This window comes from Rothia sp. SCPM-O-B-18226 (M350), assembly GCF_058213595.1.
Map to the genome: position 1 here is coordinate 33,802 of NZ_JBYQJS010000002.1, position 17,044 is coordinate 50,845.

Genomic DNA, 17,044 nt, shown 5'->3' on the forward strand with positions numbered 1-17,044 from the left:
AACGGATTTTCACAGGGGGTCTTTGTCCATGAACGAACGCGCTAGCCACACCTACGAGGCCGCGGAGCTCTACTACATCCACAACATGACCATGGATGCCATCGCGAGCCGCATGGGAGTCTCGCGAGCCACGGTCTCGCGGCTGCTCAAAAGCGCCCGAGAAAGCGGCATGGTGCAGATCCGACTGGACGACTCCTTCCGCACCCGCAGCGAACTGGAGCGGCGCATCGGCGAACGCTACAAGGTGCGCGTGACCCTGGTGAACGTGCGCGCCGACGCCACGCCGATTGCCCGCATGAGCCGGGTTTCGCGCACCGCCGCCTCCCTGCTGGACTCGCTCATCGACGACGGCACCCGCCTGGGCGTGGCCTGGGGCTCCACCATGACCGAGGTGTCTCGGCACCTGCCGCGCCGCCCCCTGACCGGCGTGAAGGTCGTGCAGCTCAACGGCGCGGGCAACGCGCACCACTCGGGTATTCCGTACCTGGGCTCTCTGTTGGGGCAGCTGGTCAACGCCTACGAGGCGCAGACCGTGCACTTCCCGGTTCCCGCCTTCTTCGACTACGCCGAGACGAAGGAAGCCATGTGGCGCGAGCGCAGCGTGCAGGCAAGCCTGCGGGTGCAGCAGAGTGTGGACCTGGCCATCTTTGGCGTGGGTGCGTTCGGCGGCCCGATTCCCTCGCACGTGTACTCGGGCGGGTATTTTGACGCGGAGGAGCAGTACCGCCTGCGCGAGCTGGGAGTCGTGGGGGATATGTGCACCGTGCTATTGCGCGAGGATGGGTCGTGGGCCGATTTGGAGCTGAACCGGCGCGCATCGGGGCCCACTCCCAAGGAGCTGGCGCGTATCCCGCGGCGTATTTGCGTGGCTTCGGGGGTGCACCGCGCGAGGGCGCTCCGCGGGGCTCTGCGCACCGGCGCGATTACGGATTTGGTGCTGGACGATGCGCTCGCCAAGGTTCTGATGGATAGGTAGCTTTCTCGAGGGTTACTCCTCGACCGCAGCAAATTATTCGAGCTCGGCCTGAATGATGCTTCAAGGCGACACTGAGTGTCGTCGTGAGGCGGTTCTTAGACGTACAATGTGAGTCGTTTGCACTGCACTCGGTGCAAATTTTTGCTTGCGGATGCAACATTCGCCTGCAGAACACCTATACAGAACACCGATGTCTACCGCTTACGTGCGCACCGCACGAATTGGCGAGTCACTCACCGTTGAAAGAACCAGCCACATGAACATCACCTATAACGCCCAGCGGAACCCGCACCTGGGCGCTCCCGGCGTCACCACCATGCACGGTGAGGCTCAGTCCTCCGACGCGACCCCTCTGCCCGGCCCCGGCGCGGGGCAGTGGCGCATCACCGGAACCAAGCTTGGCGGCGCCTGCCCGACGATCCTTGCCGGGCGCGACGGCTTCATCCAGGTGCTGTGCACCCAGGTCTTTGCGCACGGAGAATTCATCACCCCGAAGCTTTCGATTCTTGACCCGCACACGGGCCGCGAGCTTTCGCACCTGGACATCCCCAAGGGGGCCCTGCTGGGAGGCGTGTACGCCTACCTTGACGCGAAGGACCGCATGGTTCTGGTGGACGGCTCGCAGTGCCTGCTGAAGCTGGGGCACTCGAGCGACGGCCGCACTATTCGCGTGGAGGAGCGCATCGACCTGAGCCGCATGCTGGCCCAGAGCCCCAAGGACGCGGTGGTCGGCCTGGTGCCCGATTGGGGCGGGCGCATCTGGGTCGCCACGAAGAACGGCTACGTCGCGGTCGTTGATGCGGAGCGCGGCACGATTCGTTCCATGCGCTTGAACAGGGCTTCGGTGGCCGGCGAGCGCATCGACAACTCGATTTCGGCCTGCCCGCTGGGGGTGAGCGTGGTGACTTCTCACGCGATCTACATGCTGCAGGCGAGCGCTGCGGGTGAGCCGGCCCTGCGCTGGTGGCACGCCTACGACCGCGGCACGGCCCGCAAGCCGGGCAAGCTCGCCTGGGGCTCGGGCGCGTCCCCGACGTTCTTCGGCCCGAACGGCTCGGACTACGTGATGCTGACCGATAACGCGGACGTTCAGGAGTCGGTCATCGTGTACCGCACCGAGGACGGTTCGAAGGTGGGGAGTGCGGGGTTGTTCACCGCGGGTGCCTCGGGCACCGAGAACTCCATGATCGGCGTGGGGAACACGATGGTGGGCGCGAACACCTACGGCTATCCGTACCCCAAGTATCCGGAGGGGGCGGGCCCCTCGGTTCCGGCGACGGCTCTCTTTGCGCCCGGCATGGAGCGCTGGGATATTACCGACCGCGGCCTGCGCAAGATTTGGGACCGCAAGGATGTGTATTCCTCGGCGGTTCCGCGCTATTCGGCGGCCGACGGGCTGATTTATACGTGTGAGCGTCGCCGCGGCCCGGCGGGGGCGGCGAACGGCGCCTACGCCTGGGCGGTGGCTCTGGATATGAAGACCGGTCGCACGGTGCACGAGCAGCGCCTGCCGCAGCACGTGAGCCTGCTGCTCGGCGGCGGCGATACCCTGCAGATGGTGGGCACGATTGATCGCTTTGGCACGTGGTGGCAGGGCACGATTAGCGGCGTGTACCGCATCGCGAAGGCTTAGGAAGGGCAGAAGAATGGAACGATACGCAATGAACACTTCCCGCCGTACCGCCCTGAAGGTGGCCGGCACCTCGGCGATGCTGGTGGCCGGCGGGGCCGCCCAGGGTGCGCAGGCCGCGACCCGTTCGGGTGGCCGTCGCTCGGCGAGCCCGCGACCGGTGACGCAACGGGGCGGTGGGGGTGCCGCATCGGCCTATCTGATGCGGGTCCCGGTGCGGTTTACCGAACCGAGCGTGCGCCTGGAATTGCGCGCGCAGAACCCCGAGGCGGTCACTGTGGTGCCGCTGCAGGATCGGCCGGCCCGAACCCTGAACCTGCGGAACCTGCCGAATCTTATGGGCATCGTGAACGAGGGAAATACGACTCTGCCGGTGGGCACGCGCCTGCTCATTCGCGCTCGCGCCCAGGACCCGGCGACCGGTCTGCTCCTCGCCCCGGAGGCAAGCTTGGTCGTTTCCGGCGGCGAGGCGGTTGCGGTCGGTGGGTCTGGCCCTTCGGTTCTGGTGCCTCCTGCGGATGCCCTCAGCCTGCAGGCCCTGGGCCGCGATGAGCTGAACGGCGCGGCCGGAGCGGGCGGGGAGAGCGTGCTGGAGCTACGCGTGTCTATTCCGGCGGGCCACCGCCTGGAGGTACGCCTGCGCTACGCGGTCGCTTCGGGGGTGAGCGCCTCGCGCCTGAAGGGCGTGCACTGCTCGGCTTCCCTGGACATGGTGGCGGCTGGTCTGTCGCGGGGCTTCCATGAGGTGCAGAGCCCGGGCGTGGTCGCGGCGCTTGCCTAGTCGCGCCCCTGGCGTCCGCCGTCGGCTTCGTGCTCGCCGAAGGCCACCTTGACCGCGTGGTGGAGCGCCTCGCGCACCATGGCGATGGCGGGGTTGGCGGCGGATTCGCGGCGTACCGCGGTGAAGATTTTGCGGCAGGGCTTGCCGGGTAGCTCTACGATGCGTAGCCCCTCGGTGGTGGAGAGCGAGGAGAGGATGAAGCCGGGCACGATGGTGACGGCGAATCCTGCTTTGACGAGGTTGGAGTTCGTAATCATGTCATTGGCGCTGTAGCGGATGACCGGCTCGAATCCTGCGGTGCGGCACTGGTTGAGCGCCCAGCTGCGGGAGGTGTTCTGTTCCATTTCCAGGACCCAGGGGAGTGCGTGCGCTTCCTCAATTGAGGTGATGGTGGAGGTGCTGGGCACGATGAGGCTGAGCGGGTCTTCGGTGAGTAGCTCGGAGTGCAGTTCGGGGTATTCGGGGATGTGGTGGTGCGGGTAGGCTTCGGAGAGCACCATGTCGTATTCGCGGCTTCGGGTCAGTGAGGTGCCGGTTTCGGGGTCGATCTGCAGCACCTGTAGCGTGAGCGAGGGGGCGTGCTCGGCGAGGTAGGTGAGCGCGGCCGGTAGCAGGGCGAAGGCCGCGGATTGGAAGATGGCCAGGCGCACGCGTCCTGCGGGTTCTCCGGTGAGGTTGGCGACGGAGGTCTGCATGCGATCGAGCTCGCGCAGGATGCTGCGGGCGCTTTCGACGACGATGAGCCCGGCGCTGGTGAGCTGCACGCGCCGTCCAATGCGTTGCAGGAGTGCGGTGCCGGTTTCTTTTTCGAGGGTTGCAATCTGCTGCGAGACTGCGGAGGGGGTGAGGCTGAGCGCCTCTGCCGCGGCGATGATGGTGCCCCGCTCCTGGATTTCGAGGAGCATCTGCATGCGTCGGATGTCGTAGATGGACACGGTGTACTCCTGCTTTCTCCCGTGGGTGCTCCCGTCGAGGTTTTCGTTTCGGCGGGGGAGCGCCGTGCGCGGGTCAATTTCCTTGCGGCTGGGCGTCTCTGATAGTGGACTCTCGTCCATAGTAGCGCGCTCGGCAAACGCCAAAAATGTGCCGCCTTCGTGGGGGAATCGCTTCGGGGGAGGGGCGTTCCAAGCGGGTAGCTCGCGGATAGCGTCTTGTCCGGGGCTTTCTGCGGGTTGTGAGGGGTTTTCCGAGGTGTTTTTGATTCTGTTTTTGATGTGTTCGTTTGTTACGGTCTAGGTTCGTCGTTTGGCCCCGGAAGTGCTAGCCTGGGAGGGATGGATAGCGATGTCGCTATCGTTTTTGCCTGTCCTCGCTGAACACGGTGTTTTGTGAGGGGAGCGGGCGGAATCATCTCTCAGGTTTATTTAGAAAATCTAAACAAACTTTGGAAAAAACATTCAGTTTTTCTAATGAGGTGTTCAGCACTCTTTTGTGGTGAAATAGAGACATCGCCAAACGTGGTGTGTACCGCACACAGTGAATTAGTTAGGAGTCAAGGATGACCCATCCTTTCGCATCTGAGCACTACCAGAAGATGGCTCAGGAAGCTCGTCAGCTCGTTCGTCAGTGGGTGAACGAGTCCCAGTCGATTAAGCCCACCTTCGCGGCTGAGCAGCTGGCAGGCGTTCTGAAGGACCCGAACGGTCTTCCCTTCACCGTCGGCTTCGTCGATGGCGTGATTCGCCCCGAGGATGACAACGTCTCCGGTCGTAACCTGTCCCGCATCGCTGGCCTGGCACCGTCCTTCCTTCCCTGGTACATGAAGTCCGCCGTTGGCTTCGGCGGCAAGCTGGCCGGCAAGGTTGCCTGGCCCACCGTTCCCGTCGCACGCCGCGTTCTGCGTGAGATGGTTGGCCACCTGATTGTCGACGCTTCCGAGGAGAAGCTGGGCGACGCTATCGCAGAGCTGACCAAGAGCGGTAACCGCCTGAACGTCAACCTGCTCGGCGAGGCCGTGCTGGGTGACAAGGAAGCTGAGCACCGCCTGTCCGAGACCAAGCGTCTGCTGGCTCGCGACGACGTCGACTACGTCTCCATCAAGGTGTCCGCAGTCTCCGGCCCCCACCAGCACTGGGCATTCGACGAGGTCGTTGAGACCGCTGTTCGCCGCCTGACCCCGCTGTACGAGCTGGCTGCTTCTTCCTCCCCCAAGAAGTTCATCAACCTGGACATGGAGGAGTACAAGGACCTCGACCTGACCATCGAGGTGTTCACCAAGATTCTGGACCAGCCGCACCTGAAGGACCTGGAAGCCGGTATCGTGCTCCAGGCATACCTGCCCGACACCCTGGGCGCTATGCAGCGTCTGCAGGCATGGGCTGCCAAGCGTGTTGAGGCTGGCGGCGCCGGCGTCAAGGTCCGCCTGGTGAAGGGTGCAAACCTCTCCATGGAGATCGTGGAAGCCGTCATGCACGGCTGGCCGCTGACCACCTGGGACACCAAGCAGGCTGCTGACACCAACTACAAGCGCGTTCTGGACTACGCACTGCGCCCCGAGCACGTGAAGAACATCCGCCTCGGTATTGCAGGCCACAACCTCTTCGACGTTGCTTTCGCACTGCTGCTCTCCGAGGACCGCGGCGTGAAGGATCGCGTCGAGTTCGAGATGCTGATTGGTATGGCCGAGCAGCAGGCAGAGATCATCCGCCGCCGCGTGGGTCACCTGCTGCTGTACGTGCCCGTCGTGAACCCCAAGGAATTCGACGTTGCTATCGCATACCTGATCCGTCGTCTCGAGGAGAACGCCTCCTCCGAGAACTTCATGTCCGGTATCTTCGACCTGGCAACCGACGAGTCCATCTTCAAGCGCGAAGAGGACCGCTTCATGCGTGCACTGAACTCCGTCACCGACGAGGTTCCCGCATCCAAGCGCACCCAGAACCGTCTGACCGAGAACGAGGACAACGTCTTCGTGCCGGCTGGCCGCTTCGAGAACACCCCCGACACCGACCCCGCACTGGCCGGTAACCGCGAGTGGGGCCGCGCAATCCTCGAGCGCTCCAAGACCACCAAGCTGGGCATCGACACCCTGAAGGCTAACGAGCTGACCAGCGTTGCTGAGGCCGAGAAGCTGATCAAGGAAACCGAGGAAGCAGGCAAGGCTTGGGGCAAGCTCTCCGGCCACGAGCGCGCAGAGATTCTGCGTAAGGTCGGTAAGGCTATCGCCCTGCGTCGTGGCGATCTGCTGGAGGTCATGGCAGCCGAGGCTGGCAAGACCCTGGAGCAGGGCGACACCGAGGTCTCCGAGGCAATCGACTTCGCATACTACTACTCAATGCTGGCCGAGGACCTCGAGAAGATTGATGGCGCAAAGCACAAGTCTGTGGACCTGACCCTGGTTGTTCCCCCGTGGAACTTCCCGACCGCTATTCCCGCCGGTGGTGTTCTGGCAGGTCTGGCAGCCGGCTCCGCAGTGATCTTCAAGCCCGCAACCATCACCGCTCGCACCGGTGCCCTGATCGCAGAGATCATGTGGGATGCAGGCGTCCCCAAGGAAGTTCTGAAGCTGGTCAAGGTTGTCGACCGCGAGGCCGGTAAGGTCCTCATCTCGCACCCCGAGGTGGATCGCCTGATCCTGACCGGTGGTTACGAGACCGCAGAGCTCTTCCGCTCCTGGCGTGATGACCTGCCGCTGTTCGGTGAGACCTCGGGTAAGAACTCGATCATCGTCACCCCGAACGCTGACATCGACCTGGCCGTCAAGGACGTCGTCTACTCGGCATTCGGCCACGCAGGCCAGAAGTGCTCCGCAGGCTCCACCGTTATTCTGGTGGGCTCCGTGGCACACTCCGAGCGCTTCCGTCGCCAGCTGCTCGACTCGGTCAACTCCCTGCACGTGGCACACCCGCAGGACATCGAGTCCCAGATGGGCCCCGTCGTTCAGAAGCCCGAAGAGAAGCTGCTGCGCGGTCTGACCACCCTCGGCCCGGGCGAGCGCTGGCTCATCCAGCCGAAGGAACTGGACGAGACCGGCCGCCTGTGGAGCCCCGGTGTTCGCGAAGGCGTCAAGCCCGGTTCCGAGTACCACATGACCGAGTACTTCGGCCCCATCCTGGGTATCATGACCGCTGACACCCTGGAAGAGGCAATCGAGCTGCAGAACGCACCCGACTACGGTCTGACCGCCGGCCTGCACTCGCTGGATGCCGACGAGCTCGAGCTGTGGCTCTCCAAGGTCCAGGCAGGTAACCTGTACGTGAACCGTGCAATTACCGGTGCAATCGTTCAGCGTCAGCCCTTCGGTGGTTGGAAGAAGTCCACCGTGGGTTCGGGTACCAAGGCCGGTGGCCCCAGCTACCTGATCGCTCTGTCCGATTGGGAGCCCGTCCAGTCCACCGCAACCGCAACCACCCACTCGGTGACCGTTCGCGAGGCTCTGGCTACCATCGAGAACTCCGAGCTGGGCAAGCGCGATGACTTCGCCTTCATCAAGCGCGGTGTCTCCTCTGACGCACACGCTTGGGACACCGAGTTCGGCTTCGGCCACGACCCCTCGAAGCTGGGCGTCGAGCGCAACATTCTGCGCTACGTTCCCACCCAGGTTCTGGTTCGTGCCGACGAGTCCGCATCCCCGGCAGAGACCCTGCGCGTTGTGCTCGCCGGCCTGGCAGCTAACGCACCGGTCGCTCTGTCCGTCGGTAAGGACCTGCCGGTCGACGTCCGCGGCGTCCTGGAGAACAAGGGTGTCAAGTACGAGGTCAAGTCGGATGCACAGTTCCGCGAGTACCTGGCTTCGAACGCTAAGACCCCGGTTCGCGCACTGGCCGGTACCCCGCTGGAAGGTACCCGCATCCGCTACATCGGCAACGATGTGAAGTCCATCTACTCGGCACTGGGTGGTCGCCCGGATGTTGCAGTGTACTTCGCACCGGTCACCGAGGCTGGCCGCATCGAGATGCTGCCCTTCCTCCGCGAGCAGGCTGTTTCGATTACCGCACACCGTTTCGGTAACCCGAACCGCTTCTCCGAGCGCGTCATTTCTTCCCGCTAAGGTCTGATGCTCTGAGCCTCTTGTAAGAGAGGCTTAGGCACCGGCTTCGGGCGATGAGCCCCGCATCCCTCGTGGATGCGGGGCTCATCGCTGTTAACGGGCGCGACCTGCGGGAGGCCACTGTCTAACGGTGGAGGGGACGGAGCTCGCTCCGATGCACGGCCTGGAAATATGGTGTCATTGATGCGGTACCGGGGTGTTTGAACGTGCCCCGCGTTACTTCTTATGTGATAATTGTGATACAACGTTCCGCTATCCCACGTGCGGAGCGGACCGGGACGCGGGAAGGCCCGCGCCACGCAAGAACACACTGAAAGGAAACCGCTGCTATGAGCAACGTTCCCGCAGAACTCTCGTACACTTCCGAGCACGAGTGGGTCTCTGCTCTCACCGCTGAGGGCACCGTCCGCGTCGGCATTACCGACCACGCTCAGGACGCTCTGGGTGACGTCGTGTATGTTGACCTTCCCAGCGTTGGCGACTCCGTGGCCGCCGAGGAAAGCTTTGGTGAGATCGAGTCCACCAAGTCTGTCTCCGATCTCTTTGCACCCATCTCCGGCGAGATTGTCGCCGTCAATGAGGGCCTGGAGGACGACCCCGCACAGGTGAACTCCGATCCCTACGGTGAGGGCTGGATCGTTGAGATTCGTCCCGAGAACGCTGATGACCTGGCAAACCTGCTGACTGCAGAGGGCTACCAGGCAGAGCTGGACAAGCTTTAAGCCTTAAGAACCCACCCCTGTGGGGGTGTCTAGAGGTAAAGCGGCGAGACCAAATTGGTCTCGCCGCTTTTCTTTGTAGGTGCACACAAACGCAAATAAACGGGCATCTTTAAGGTTCTTCGCGAGGGTTTATGAAGTCGTTGAAGGAGGGTGAAATAGTGCTAAACCCCAAGTGGGGGGCTCTTTTAGGTTAAATGTGATGAAAACTTCAACCATCGCGAGAAGATAAAATTTTCCTCGTAAAGCAGTCCAATATTTGGAGGGTATGTTTAGCTTTCGGGTTTCTTGCTAAAATTGGTACCGTTACTGCGGAATTGTGTTTGAATTTGTGGTTGTTTTTGGGGTTCAGAAGGGCTTGAAATGACCCTTCTGAATAGCGAAATGCCTTGTGAGGCTATAAGATTATCTGGAAGGTTCACGGTTTATCATTTCGTGATAAACAAATGGGCCGATCTATCACACTCTCAACACAAGAAGCAAAGACAACCGGCACGAAGCGATACCTTTTCCTCGAAAGGGCGCACTACTCACTCAACTCGGTGCGTAACGTAATCGGCCGGTACATACCCGAAAGACATAGATGACCTCACGCATCGATGATGGCTTCAGCAAGTCTGAGGCCGCACTGGACAGCGCGGAGCACGGTGCCTCTGACCGTAACCCGCGCGAGGTGAAGAGCCGAACCATCGGTCAGGTTCTAAGCCAGCTCGACCTGGAATTCCCCGGGATCAGCGCCTCCAAGATCCGATTCCTGGAGGAGCGAGGCCTGGTGCATCCCAGCCGTACCGAAACCGGATACCGCAAGTACTCCCAGACGGATATCGAGCGCCTGCGCTACATCCTCACCATGCAGCGCGATCACTACATGCCGCTGAAGGTAATCCGTCAGCACCTGGATGACCTGGAGGCCGGTCGAGTCCTGAACTCCATGCCGACCACCGTCAGCGAGGAAGTCCTGGACAGCGTCCTCGGTACCAACGCACAGGAGGGCCGTACCTACACCCTACGCGAGTTGGCCGAGTACGCGAACACCACTCCCGAGCTCATCCGTGACCTGATTGACTTCGGTCTTTTGGAAGACGGAGCGGACCACGAGTACACCGACTACGACGTGCTGATTGCCCGCGTTAGCGCGGAACTGACCCAGCACGGTATTCAGCCTCGTCACCTGCGCGCCTTCAAGTCGGCCGCTGATCGCGAGATTTCCCTCGTGGAAATCGCCGTGGCCCCCCTGGCCTCCCGTCGCGATGCGGCGTCGCAGGCTCAGGCACAGGACCGAGCCGATAAGATTCGCAAGCTCTGCCTGCAGCTGCATGCGACTCTCGTCGAGTCGGCCATGCCTACTTACGAGTAGGAGGGCGACTCCGCGGCACGGATCCTCAAGGAGTCGGCCGCGACCGGGTGGTGTCATCTGCCCTTCCTCCGGGGATACGTCCTGTGTGGCGTAAGCCCGTGGTTACCGTCCGTGCGCGGGTGGTAACTCCCAAGATTTGGACGATGCCGCTTCTAAAACGCGGATTTCTACCCCTTCGTCCAACACGAAGAGCTTCTATACCAGGGGCTCCCGGCCTGCCAAAGGCTATTCACTTAACTCAGCGGCGAATGCGTGCCAGTCTCCGGATTGGCGCGCATTCGCTATTTAAGGCCGGGGGAGTGGAGGCGGAGGCCCGTAGGCTCGATACCCGACGAAGAATGGTAACTCGGTGGTAGCTTTGCCCTCGGGGCGGCCCGCGAGATTACCTGGGGCGGATATCGTGGGCTTGCTGTGGGGGGGGGGGAGCGTGAGGGGCATCTTGAGTGGATTCTGAGAGGAGAAAGAACGACTCTCACGGTGCGTTCGATTTTAAGTAGGGCACCGTATCGGTTAAAATGGAGTGAATGAGCCGCGCCTATCGCGCACCGGTCGCTCTGTCGACCCTCGAATCGTTCTCCAGCGGAACGATGTATTCGGGGCGATACCGGCCGCCGATTGATGGGGCGCGGTGTATCGCTTAACGGCTCCCGCTACGCCCAACGGGCATCCGGGAACCGGGCGAAAACTAGCTAAGACGCGTGACTGGCATTCTGCGGATGCCGCATACGAGGACACAAAAGGAGGGGCCGTGGTGGAGCACCAGACCGCCGGACAGACCGGCGAGAGCACAGGCACTGACGAGGCGTACCCGAGCTTCGACCAGCCCCTGGACGGATTCGACGCGCTCTTTCCCGCGGCACCGCCGCCTCGCGGTGAACAGGGTGTGCTCTTCGCAGACCCCGTTTCTGTGGTGGAGGAAAACCTGGGCTACCGTGGTGCTGTCGCCTGCAAGGCAGCCGGCATCACTTACCGCCAGCTCGACTACTGGGCCCGCACCAATCTTGTGGTTCCCACCGTGCGCGGCGCATCCGGTTCCGGTACCCAGCGCCTCTACAGCTTCCGCGACGTTCTCGTGCTCAAGATTGTGAAGCGCCTGCTCGACACCGGCGTGTCCCTGCAGCAGATTCGCCTCTCCATCGAGCACCTGCGAAGCCGAGGCCTGGATGACCTGGCCGATATCACACTCATGAGCGATGGCACCACCGTATACGAGTGCACCTCGCCCAGCGAGGTTATCGACCTGGTACAGGCCGGTCAGGGCGTCTTCGGCATCGCCATCGGTCGCGTGTGGCGAGAAATCGAGATGAACCTCAATGGCCAGCCCGGCGAGGAAATGCACGATTCCTTCGAAGGTGACGAACTCGCCGCCCGCCGCGCCCGCCGCGCCCAGGCCTAATACTCGTCTGACCCGTCGATCATAACTGCGGGGTTCCAGCCCCACAGACCCCATACTTTTTCTTCTGCCCGCCCGAGCACCAACGATGCACGGGCGGGCAGAACGCTATCTGTGGGGGAGAGGGTAAAAACACTCAGGGTGCCAAAAAGGCGCATCGAGACCGCATGGTGGGCATAACGAGCAAATATTCAAGGATAGGTTGAGAAAAAACTCACGTTACCCCCTGTCAGGTCCGGAAGAAGCACGCGGATTCGCTAGAATGAAGGAGCATTACACCTCACTCATATCACGGATTCTCAATGTCCCGAATCGTTAGTATCAGTAGCCTCAAGGGCGGCGTGGGTAAAACCTCCATCACCTTGGGGCTCGCCTCCGCGGCGCTACACAGCGGCCTTTCCGCACTCGTCATTGACCTCGACCCTCACGGAGACGCCAGCACCGGCCTAGCCGTCGACGAAAGTATCCCCGACGTGGCCTCCCTGATTGCCAGCACCAATGAACGAGCCTTCGCCGATGAAGCCGGAGAGTCCGCCTGGAACAGGCTGGTGGGCAAACCGACCCTGCTGACCAACACCCCCGTCGACACCGGTAGCGTGCGGGTCGCCCGCGGGTCGGCACGTTCCACCCTCGTGGACCGCCAGGAAGCCGCACCGTTCATCCGCAGATTCAAGCGCATGGTGGACGCCGCGGCGGACGCCTACGACGTGATTCTGATTGACTGCCCGCCCTTCCTGGGGACGCTTTCCTCGATGGGCTGGGCCGCCAGCCAGCGCATCCTCTCCGTGGCCGAGCCCTCCCTCTTCTCCGTGGCCGGCACGGAACGCACCCTGCGCGCCATCCTGCGCTTCCAGCAAGAGAGCGGCACAAGCATCGACGGGGCCGGGGTCGTCATCAACAAGATGCGCCCGGACGATAGCGAGCACCAGTACCGCCGAGACGAGATGCGCTCGCTCTTTGGTGACCTCGTGGCCGAACCCGTACTGCGAGAAAGCCCCGTGTTGCAGCGAGCCCAGGGTGCCGCCTACCCGATTCACTTCTGGCCCGACGAAGAATCCGTCGAACCCGCCGTGGACTTTACCCGCCTGCTGGTCGGGCTCATGGCCGACCTATAGGCCGTCAACCGGGTCATCGATCGGGCGAAGAGGTGAACGTTCGAGTTGCGTGCCGCATCATGTTCCGGGCTGATCTGGCGATAGGGGTTTCTACGGGAATAGCCGTGCTCCCCGACGCGTTATAGTGGCAGTAAAAGAGCCGCACGCTCCTAGGAATCCCCGACGTTTCCGTACGGGGCCGCGGTCGTGCCGCAGGTAAGACAGAGAAAGAGAAGAACATCGTGAGCATCGAACACCTGGAACGCATCGACGGGGTAGCCCAGTATGACCTCATCGTGATTGGTTCCGGCTCGGGTAACACCCTTATCGGCCCCGAATGGGACGATAAGAAGGTTGCACTGGTCGACGGCGGCATCTTTGGCGGAACCTGCCTGAACGTGGGCTGTATTCCCACCAAGATGTACGTCTACCCGGCAACCATCGCGCAGAAGACCCGCGAGGTCAAGCACCTGGGCGTCGACGCACACGTGGATGCCGTGCACTGGTCCGAGATTCGCGACCGTATCTTCGCCTCCCGCATCGACCGTATTTCCGAGGGCGGCCGCGATTGGCGTGCAGGCCTGCCCAACGTAGACTTCTACGCTCAGTACGCACGCTTCGTCGGTTCGCACACGCTGGAGTTGACCGACGGCACCCGCCTGCACGGTCGGCAGATCGTGATTGCCGCTGGTTCCCGTGCCGTGTTGCCTCCCGTGCCCGGTATTGACTCCTCCAAGGTCTACACCAACGACAACGTCATGCGCCTGGACGAGCTACCCGACCGCATGGTCGTCATCGGCGGCGGCGTGATTGCGGCAGAATTCTCCCACGTTTTCTCTGCGCTCGGCACCGAAGTCACCCAGCTGAACCGCTCCTCCCGCCTGCTGCGCGGTGTGGACGCGGAGGTCGTGGAACGCTTCGAGAAAGCCGCAAGCAAGCAGTGGAACATCGTCAAGGAAGCCTCCCTCGCCGAAATCCGTGAGAACGCCGACGGCAGCGTGACCGTCGTGGCGAAGCGTGCTTCCGAGAACGGTGAAGAGCTGCTCGAAATCCCGGCAGACGCTGTGCTCGTAGCAACCGGTCGCCGCCCCAACACCGACGTGCTGAACGCCAAGAACTACTTCGACGTGCAGGACGGCGGCCTGCTCAGCGTCGACAAGTACCAGCGCGTGCTCTACAACGGCGCGCCCGTCCCCGGCGTCTTCGCCCTAGGCGATGTCTCCAGCCGCTACCAGCTCAAGCACGTGGCCAACCACGAGGCGCGCGTCGTGCAGTACAACCTCAGCCACCCCGAGGATCTGCGCGCGAGCGATCACCGTTACGTGCCGGGCGCGATCTTCAGCAACCCGCAGATCGCCATTGTTGGCATGACCGAGGAGCAGGCCCGCGAGGCTGCCGCTCGCGAAGGATTCGAGATTACCGTCAAGGCCCAGAACTTCGGCGATACCGCCTACGGCTGGGCAATGGAAGATCAGATTGGTCTGTGTAAGCTGATTGCCCGCAAGGACAACGGTGAACTGCTCGGTGCACACCTGGTGGGTGAAGAGTCCTCCGTGCTCATCCAGCCGCTGATTCAGGCCATGAGCTTCAACCAGGATGCCCGCACCCTGGCCCGCGGTCAGTACTGGATTCACCCGGCACTGACCGAAATCATTGAGAACGCGCTGCTCGGCCTGGAATTCGACGAGCCCGCTCAGGCCTAACGCCCGGGCACATGGAACACCTCTGAAGCCTTGAATCTCGGGGGCGCAAAACACCAAAGGAGGGGGTCGCACCGAATCGGTGCGACCCCCTCCTACTTGCGTTTATTGCTTTGGCCAGAACTAGAGCGGCGCGGCCCTAGCTCCGCTACTCGGGCTTCTTTTCTGCGTGCTGAGCTTCTGCCCGCGGAGCATCCTGCGAACCCGGCTCTTCTGCGGTCTCGGCAGACGTGTCGGCGCCCTTCGCGTTTTTTGTGCTTTCCGCGGATTCCTCAGTCTCTTCAGAATCCCCGACGGCTACCGCACGGTTCTCCTGGTATTCCTGAATCATCTCGACGGCCTGTTCACGCAGCTCGCCCAGGCGCTCGGTTGCTTGGTCACGGAACTCGGCCAGACGCTCGGCCTGCTGATCGGCGTACTCGGCCAGGCGCTCGGTCGCCTGGTCGCGCAGCTCCACGAGTCGCTCCGTCTGCTCGGCGGCGTAGTCCTGCAGTCGGGACAGTGAATCCGACGTGGTGGCGGTAACCCGGCCGTACATTTCATCCACGTAGGAGGAGAAATCCTGCAGCACCTTCGCACGGCGAATCTTGTGCGAGGGGGTCAGATAGCCGTCCTCCTCGGTCAGGTCGCGGTTCATGATGCGGAACTCACGGATACCCTCGGCGCGCGAGACCAGCTGATTCGCCTCGTCCACAATTCGCTGCACGGCGGCGCGTACCGCCGGATGCACGGCCGCCTCCGGGATGGACAGTGAACGCGGCAGCCCCAGGTGCTCGAGCTGCTCGGGCAGGGTATCCGGATCCAGGGTCACGAGGGCCGCGATGAAGGGCTTCTCATCCCCCACCAGCATGGCCTGAGAGACCAGGGGAGAGGTGCGCAGATGGTTCTCCGCAATGCCCGGAATGACGTTCTTGCCGCCGGCGGTGACGATGATTTCCTTCTTGCGTCCCACAATCTTCAGCAACCCGGCCTCGTCGAACTCGGCCAGGTCGCCGGTGCGGAACCAGCCGTCCTCGGTGAAGGCCTGGGCGTCCTCCTCGGGGTTCTTGTAGTACCCCTTCATGACGCCCACACCGCGCACCAGCAGCTCGCCGTCCTCGGCGATGGTGCCCTCGGCACCCGGAAGGAGCGGGCCGATTCTACCGATCTGATACGGGGTGATACGCCCGGCCGCGATGGGAGCGCAGGTCTCGGTCAGGCCGTAGCCCTCGATGACCTGCACGCCCACCGCGTGGAAGAAGTGCGCGAGGCGCTCGCCCAGCGGGCCGCCTCCGGAGACAGCGTAGTGTAGCTGCCCGCCCAGGGCCGCACGCAGCTTGGAGTACACGAGACGGTCGTACAGGGCGTACTGCGCCGCGAGCTTGAAAGATACATGGCCGGTGACCTTCGCCTTCGACCAGGCAATCGCGATATCCACCGAGCGGTCGAAAAGAGCCTTGTTGAGAGAACCGCCCTTTTCGGCCTTGGCCTTGGCCCCCTCGTACACCTTCTCGAAGACTCGGGGGACTACCAGCAGCATGGTCGGCTTGAAGCTATCAAGATCGGCCGCGAGGTTCTTAATGTTCGGGGAGTGGCCGATAACCACACCGGCGTCCAGGGCCAGCACCTGAATCAGGCGAGCCAGCACGTGGGCCAGCGGCAGGAAGAGAATCGACGAGTTGCGGGGGTTTGCAATCTCGCTTTCCACGAAGCGCGTGTTGGCGCTCAGGTTCAGGAAATTGCCGTGGGTGAGCGGGCAACCCTTGGGGCGGCCGGTCGTGCCGGAGGTGTACACAATGGTCGCGATGTCATCGCAGGTGGCGCGGGTGCGTGCCTGCTCAAGCTGTTCGTCGCTGACCTCGGAAGCACGGGCGCTCAGTGAATCCAGGTCGCCGTTCTCGATGACCCAGCGGTGCTTCAGCTGCATGGGCTCTTCGGCGGATGCGGAAAGCTCCTCGGCCTCCTTGATGCGGCCCAGCAGCTTCTCATCCTCGACGAAGACCGCGGTGGCCTCGGAGTGGGAGAGCGCCCAGGAGGCCTGGGCGGGGGCATTCGTTTCGTAGACCGGCACGGAGATAGCACCGGCGTACCAGATGGCGAAGTCGATTACGGTCCACTCGAAGCGGGTACGGCTCATAATGCCCACGCGGTCACCCGGGCGGATACCCGCGGCAATCATGCCCTTCGCCAGGTCGGCCACCATACGGTAAAACTCGCTGGCGCGTACCGGCTGCCAATTGCCCGGGGACATCTGGCGACGGTACAGCACGGGGTCCGCGCTGTTGGCGCGGTGACGCTCAACGAGGCTCGTGAGGTTCAACGAGGGGTCGACAATGACCTCTGCGGGGGAAGAAAAGACTTTCATGATGCGCCTTTCGGTTGGGGCGGCCTCTGCACGGTCCCGGTGCGGCTCTACGGGAGTCGC

Annotated in this window: 11 protein-coding genes; 9 read left to right on the plus strand and 2 right to left on the minus strand. The window is 62.8% G+C overall.

The window, feature by feature from the left end; genetic code table 11:
- Positions 1-28 precede the first annotated feature (28 nt).
- The 3 genes from AC3E6W_RS04265 (at position 29) to AC3E6W_RS04275 (ending at position 3,387) form a co-directional block, all read left to right on the plus strand.
- Positions 29-976 (plus strand): sugar-binding transcriptional regulator, encoded by a 948-nt coding sequence (locus AC3E6W_RS04265; RefSeq protein WP_490652415.1) that lies wholly within the window; start codon positions 29-31, stop codon positions 974-976.
- A gap of 256 nt (positions 977-1,232) precedes the next feature.
- Complete coding sequence (locus AC3E6W_RS04270) at positions 1,233-2,609, plus strand: 6-pyruvoyl tetrahydrobiopterin synthase (RefSeq protein WP_490652416.1); 1,377 nt, start codon at positions 1,233-1,235, stop codon at positions 2,607-2,609.
- Between the two features lie 28 nt (positions 2,610-2,637).
- Positions 2,638-3,387, plus strand: coding sequence for a transcriptional initiation protein Tat (locus tag AC3E6W_RS04275; RefSeq protein ID WP_490652417.1), 750 nt, complete (start codon positions 2,638-2,640; stop codon positions 3,385-3,387).
- Here the strand turns inward: AC3E6W_RS04275 and AC3E6W_RS04280 are convergent.
- Entirely contained in the window at positions 3,384-4,322 is a 939-nt protein-coding gene (locus AC3E6W_RS04280; protein ID WP_049332608.1) for a LysR family transcriptional regulator, read from the minus strand. The two genes, AC3E6W_RS04275 and AC3E6W_RS04280, sit on opposite strands and share 4 nt — an antisense overlap.
- A gap of 563 nt (positions 4,323-4,885) precedes the next feature.
- On the opposite strand from AC3E6W_RS04280, the gene AC3E6W_RS04285 reads away from it, so the two are divergent.
- The 6 genes from AC3E6W_RS04285 to AC3E6W_RS04310 all read left to right on the plus strand — a co-directional run bounded on the left by AC3E6W_RS04285 (position 4,886) and on the right by AC3E6W_RS04310 (position 14,643).
- A complete protein-coding gene (locus AC3E6W_RS04285) occupies positions 4,886-8,377 on the plus strand; it encodes a bifunctional proline dehydrogenase/L-glutamate gamma-semialdehyde dehydrogenase (RefSeq protein ID WP_490652418.1) in 3,492 nt (1,163 codons plus the stop codon).
- Between the two features lie 329 nt (positions 8,378-8,706).
- Positions 8,707-9,099 carry a glycine cleavage system protein GcvH gene (gene gcvH, locus AC3E6W_RS04290; protein ID WP_049343473.1) on the plus strand — a complete coding sequence of 131 codons (393 nt, stop codon included), beginning with the start codon at positions 8,707-8,709 and terminating at the stop codon, positions 9,097-9,099.
- Between the two features lie 580 nt (positions 9,100-9,679).
- Positions 9,680-10,453: a transcriptional regulator FtsR gene (gene ftsR, locus AC3E6W_RS04295; RefSeq protein ID WP_049332614.1), complete on the plus strand. Its 774-nt coding sequence runs from the start codon at positions 9,680-9,682 to the stop codon at positions 10,451-10,453.
- 826 nt (positions 10,454-11,279) lie between these two features.
- On the plus strand, positions 11,280-11,849 hold the full coding sequence (locus tag AC3E6W_RS04300) for a MerR family transcriptional regulator (RefSeq protein ID WP_490652550.1): 570 nt from the start codon (positions 11,280-11,282) through the stop codon (positions 11,847-11,849).
- Positions 11,850-12,148: 299 nt separating this feature from the next.
- On the plus strand, positions 12,149-12,961 hold the full coding sequence (locus tag AC3E6W_RS04305) for a ParA family protein (protein ID WP_296543900.1): 813 nt from the start codon (positions 12,149-12,151) through the stop codon (positions 12,959-12,961).
- Between the two features lie 221 nt (positions 12,962-13,182).
- Positions 13,183-14,643, plus strand: coding sequence for a mycothione reductase (locus AC3E6W_RS04310; RefSeq protein WP_490652419.1), 1,461 nt, complete (start codon positions 13,183-13,185; stop codon positions 14,641-14,643).
- Between the two features lie 145 nt (positions 14,644-14,788).
- Here AC3E6W_RS04310 and AC3E6W_RS04315 read toward each other — a convergent pair whose 3' ends face one another.
- Positions 14,789-16,984 (minus strand): AMP-binding protein, encoded by a 2,196-nt coding sequence (locus tag AC3E6W_RS04315; RefSeq protein WP_049343470.1) that lies wholly within the window; start codon positions 16,982-16,984, stop codon positions 14,789-14,791.
- Positions 16,985-17,044 lie beyond the last annotated feature (60 nt).

Coding starts and splice junctions, on each gene's coding strand:
- ftsR (WP_049332614.1), top strand. CDS start 9,680: ATGACCTCACGCATCGATGATGGCTTCAGCAAGTCTGAGGCCGCACTG.
- AC3E6W_RS04265 (WP_490652415.1), top strand. CDS start 29: ATGAACGAACGCGCTAGCCACACCTACGAGGCCGCGGAGCTCTACTAC.
- gcvH (WP_049343473.1), top strand. CDS start 8,707: ATGAGCAACGTTCCCGCAGAACTCTCGTACACTTCCGAGCACGAGTGG.
- AC3E6W_RS04270 (WP_490652416.1), top strand. CDS start 1,233: ATGAACATCACCTATAACGCCCAGCGGAACCCGCACCTGGGCGCTCCC.
- AC3E6W_RS04315 (WP_049343470.1), bottom strand. CDS start 16,984: ATGAAAGTCTTTTCTTCCCCCGCAGAGGTCATTGTCGACCCCTCGTTG.
- AC3E6W_RS04275 (WP_490652417.1), top strand. CDS start 2,638: ATGAACACTTCCCGCCGTACCGCCCTGAAGGTGGCCGGCACCTCGGCG.
- AC3E6W_RS04285 (WP_490652418.1), top strand. CDS start 4,886: ATGACCCATCCTTTCGCATCTGAGCACTACCAGAAGATGGCTCAGGAA.
- AC3E6W_RS04305 (WP_296543900.1), top strand. CDS start 12,149: ATGTCCCGAATCGTTAGTATCAGTAGCCTCAAGGGCGGCGTGGGTAAA.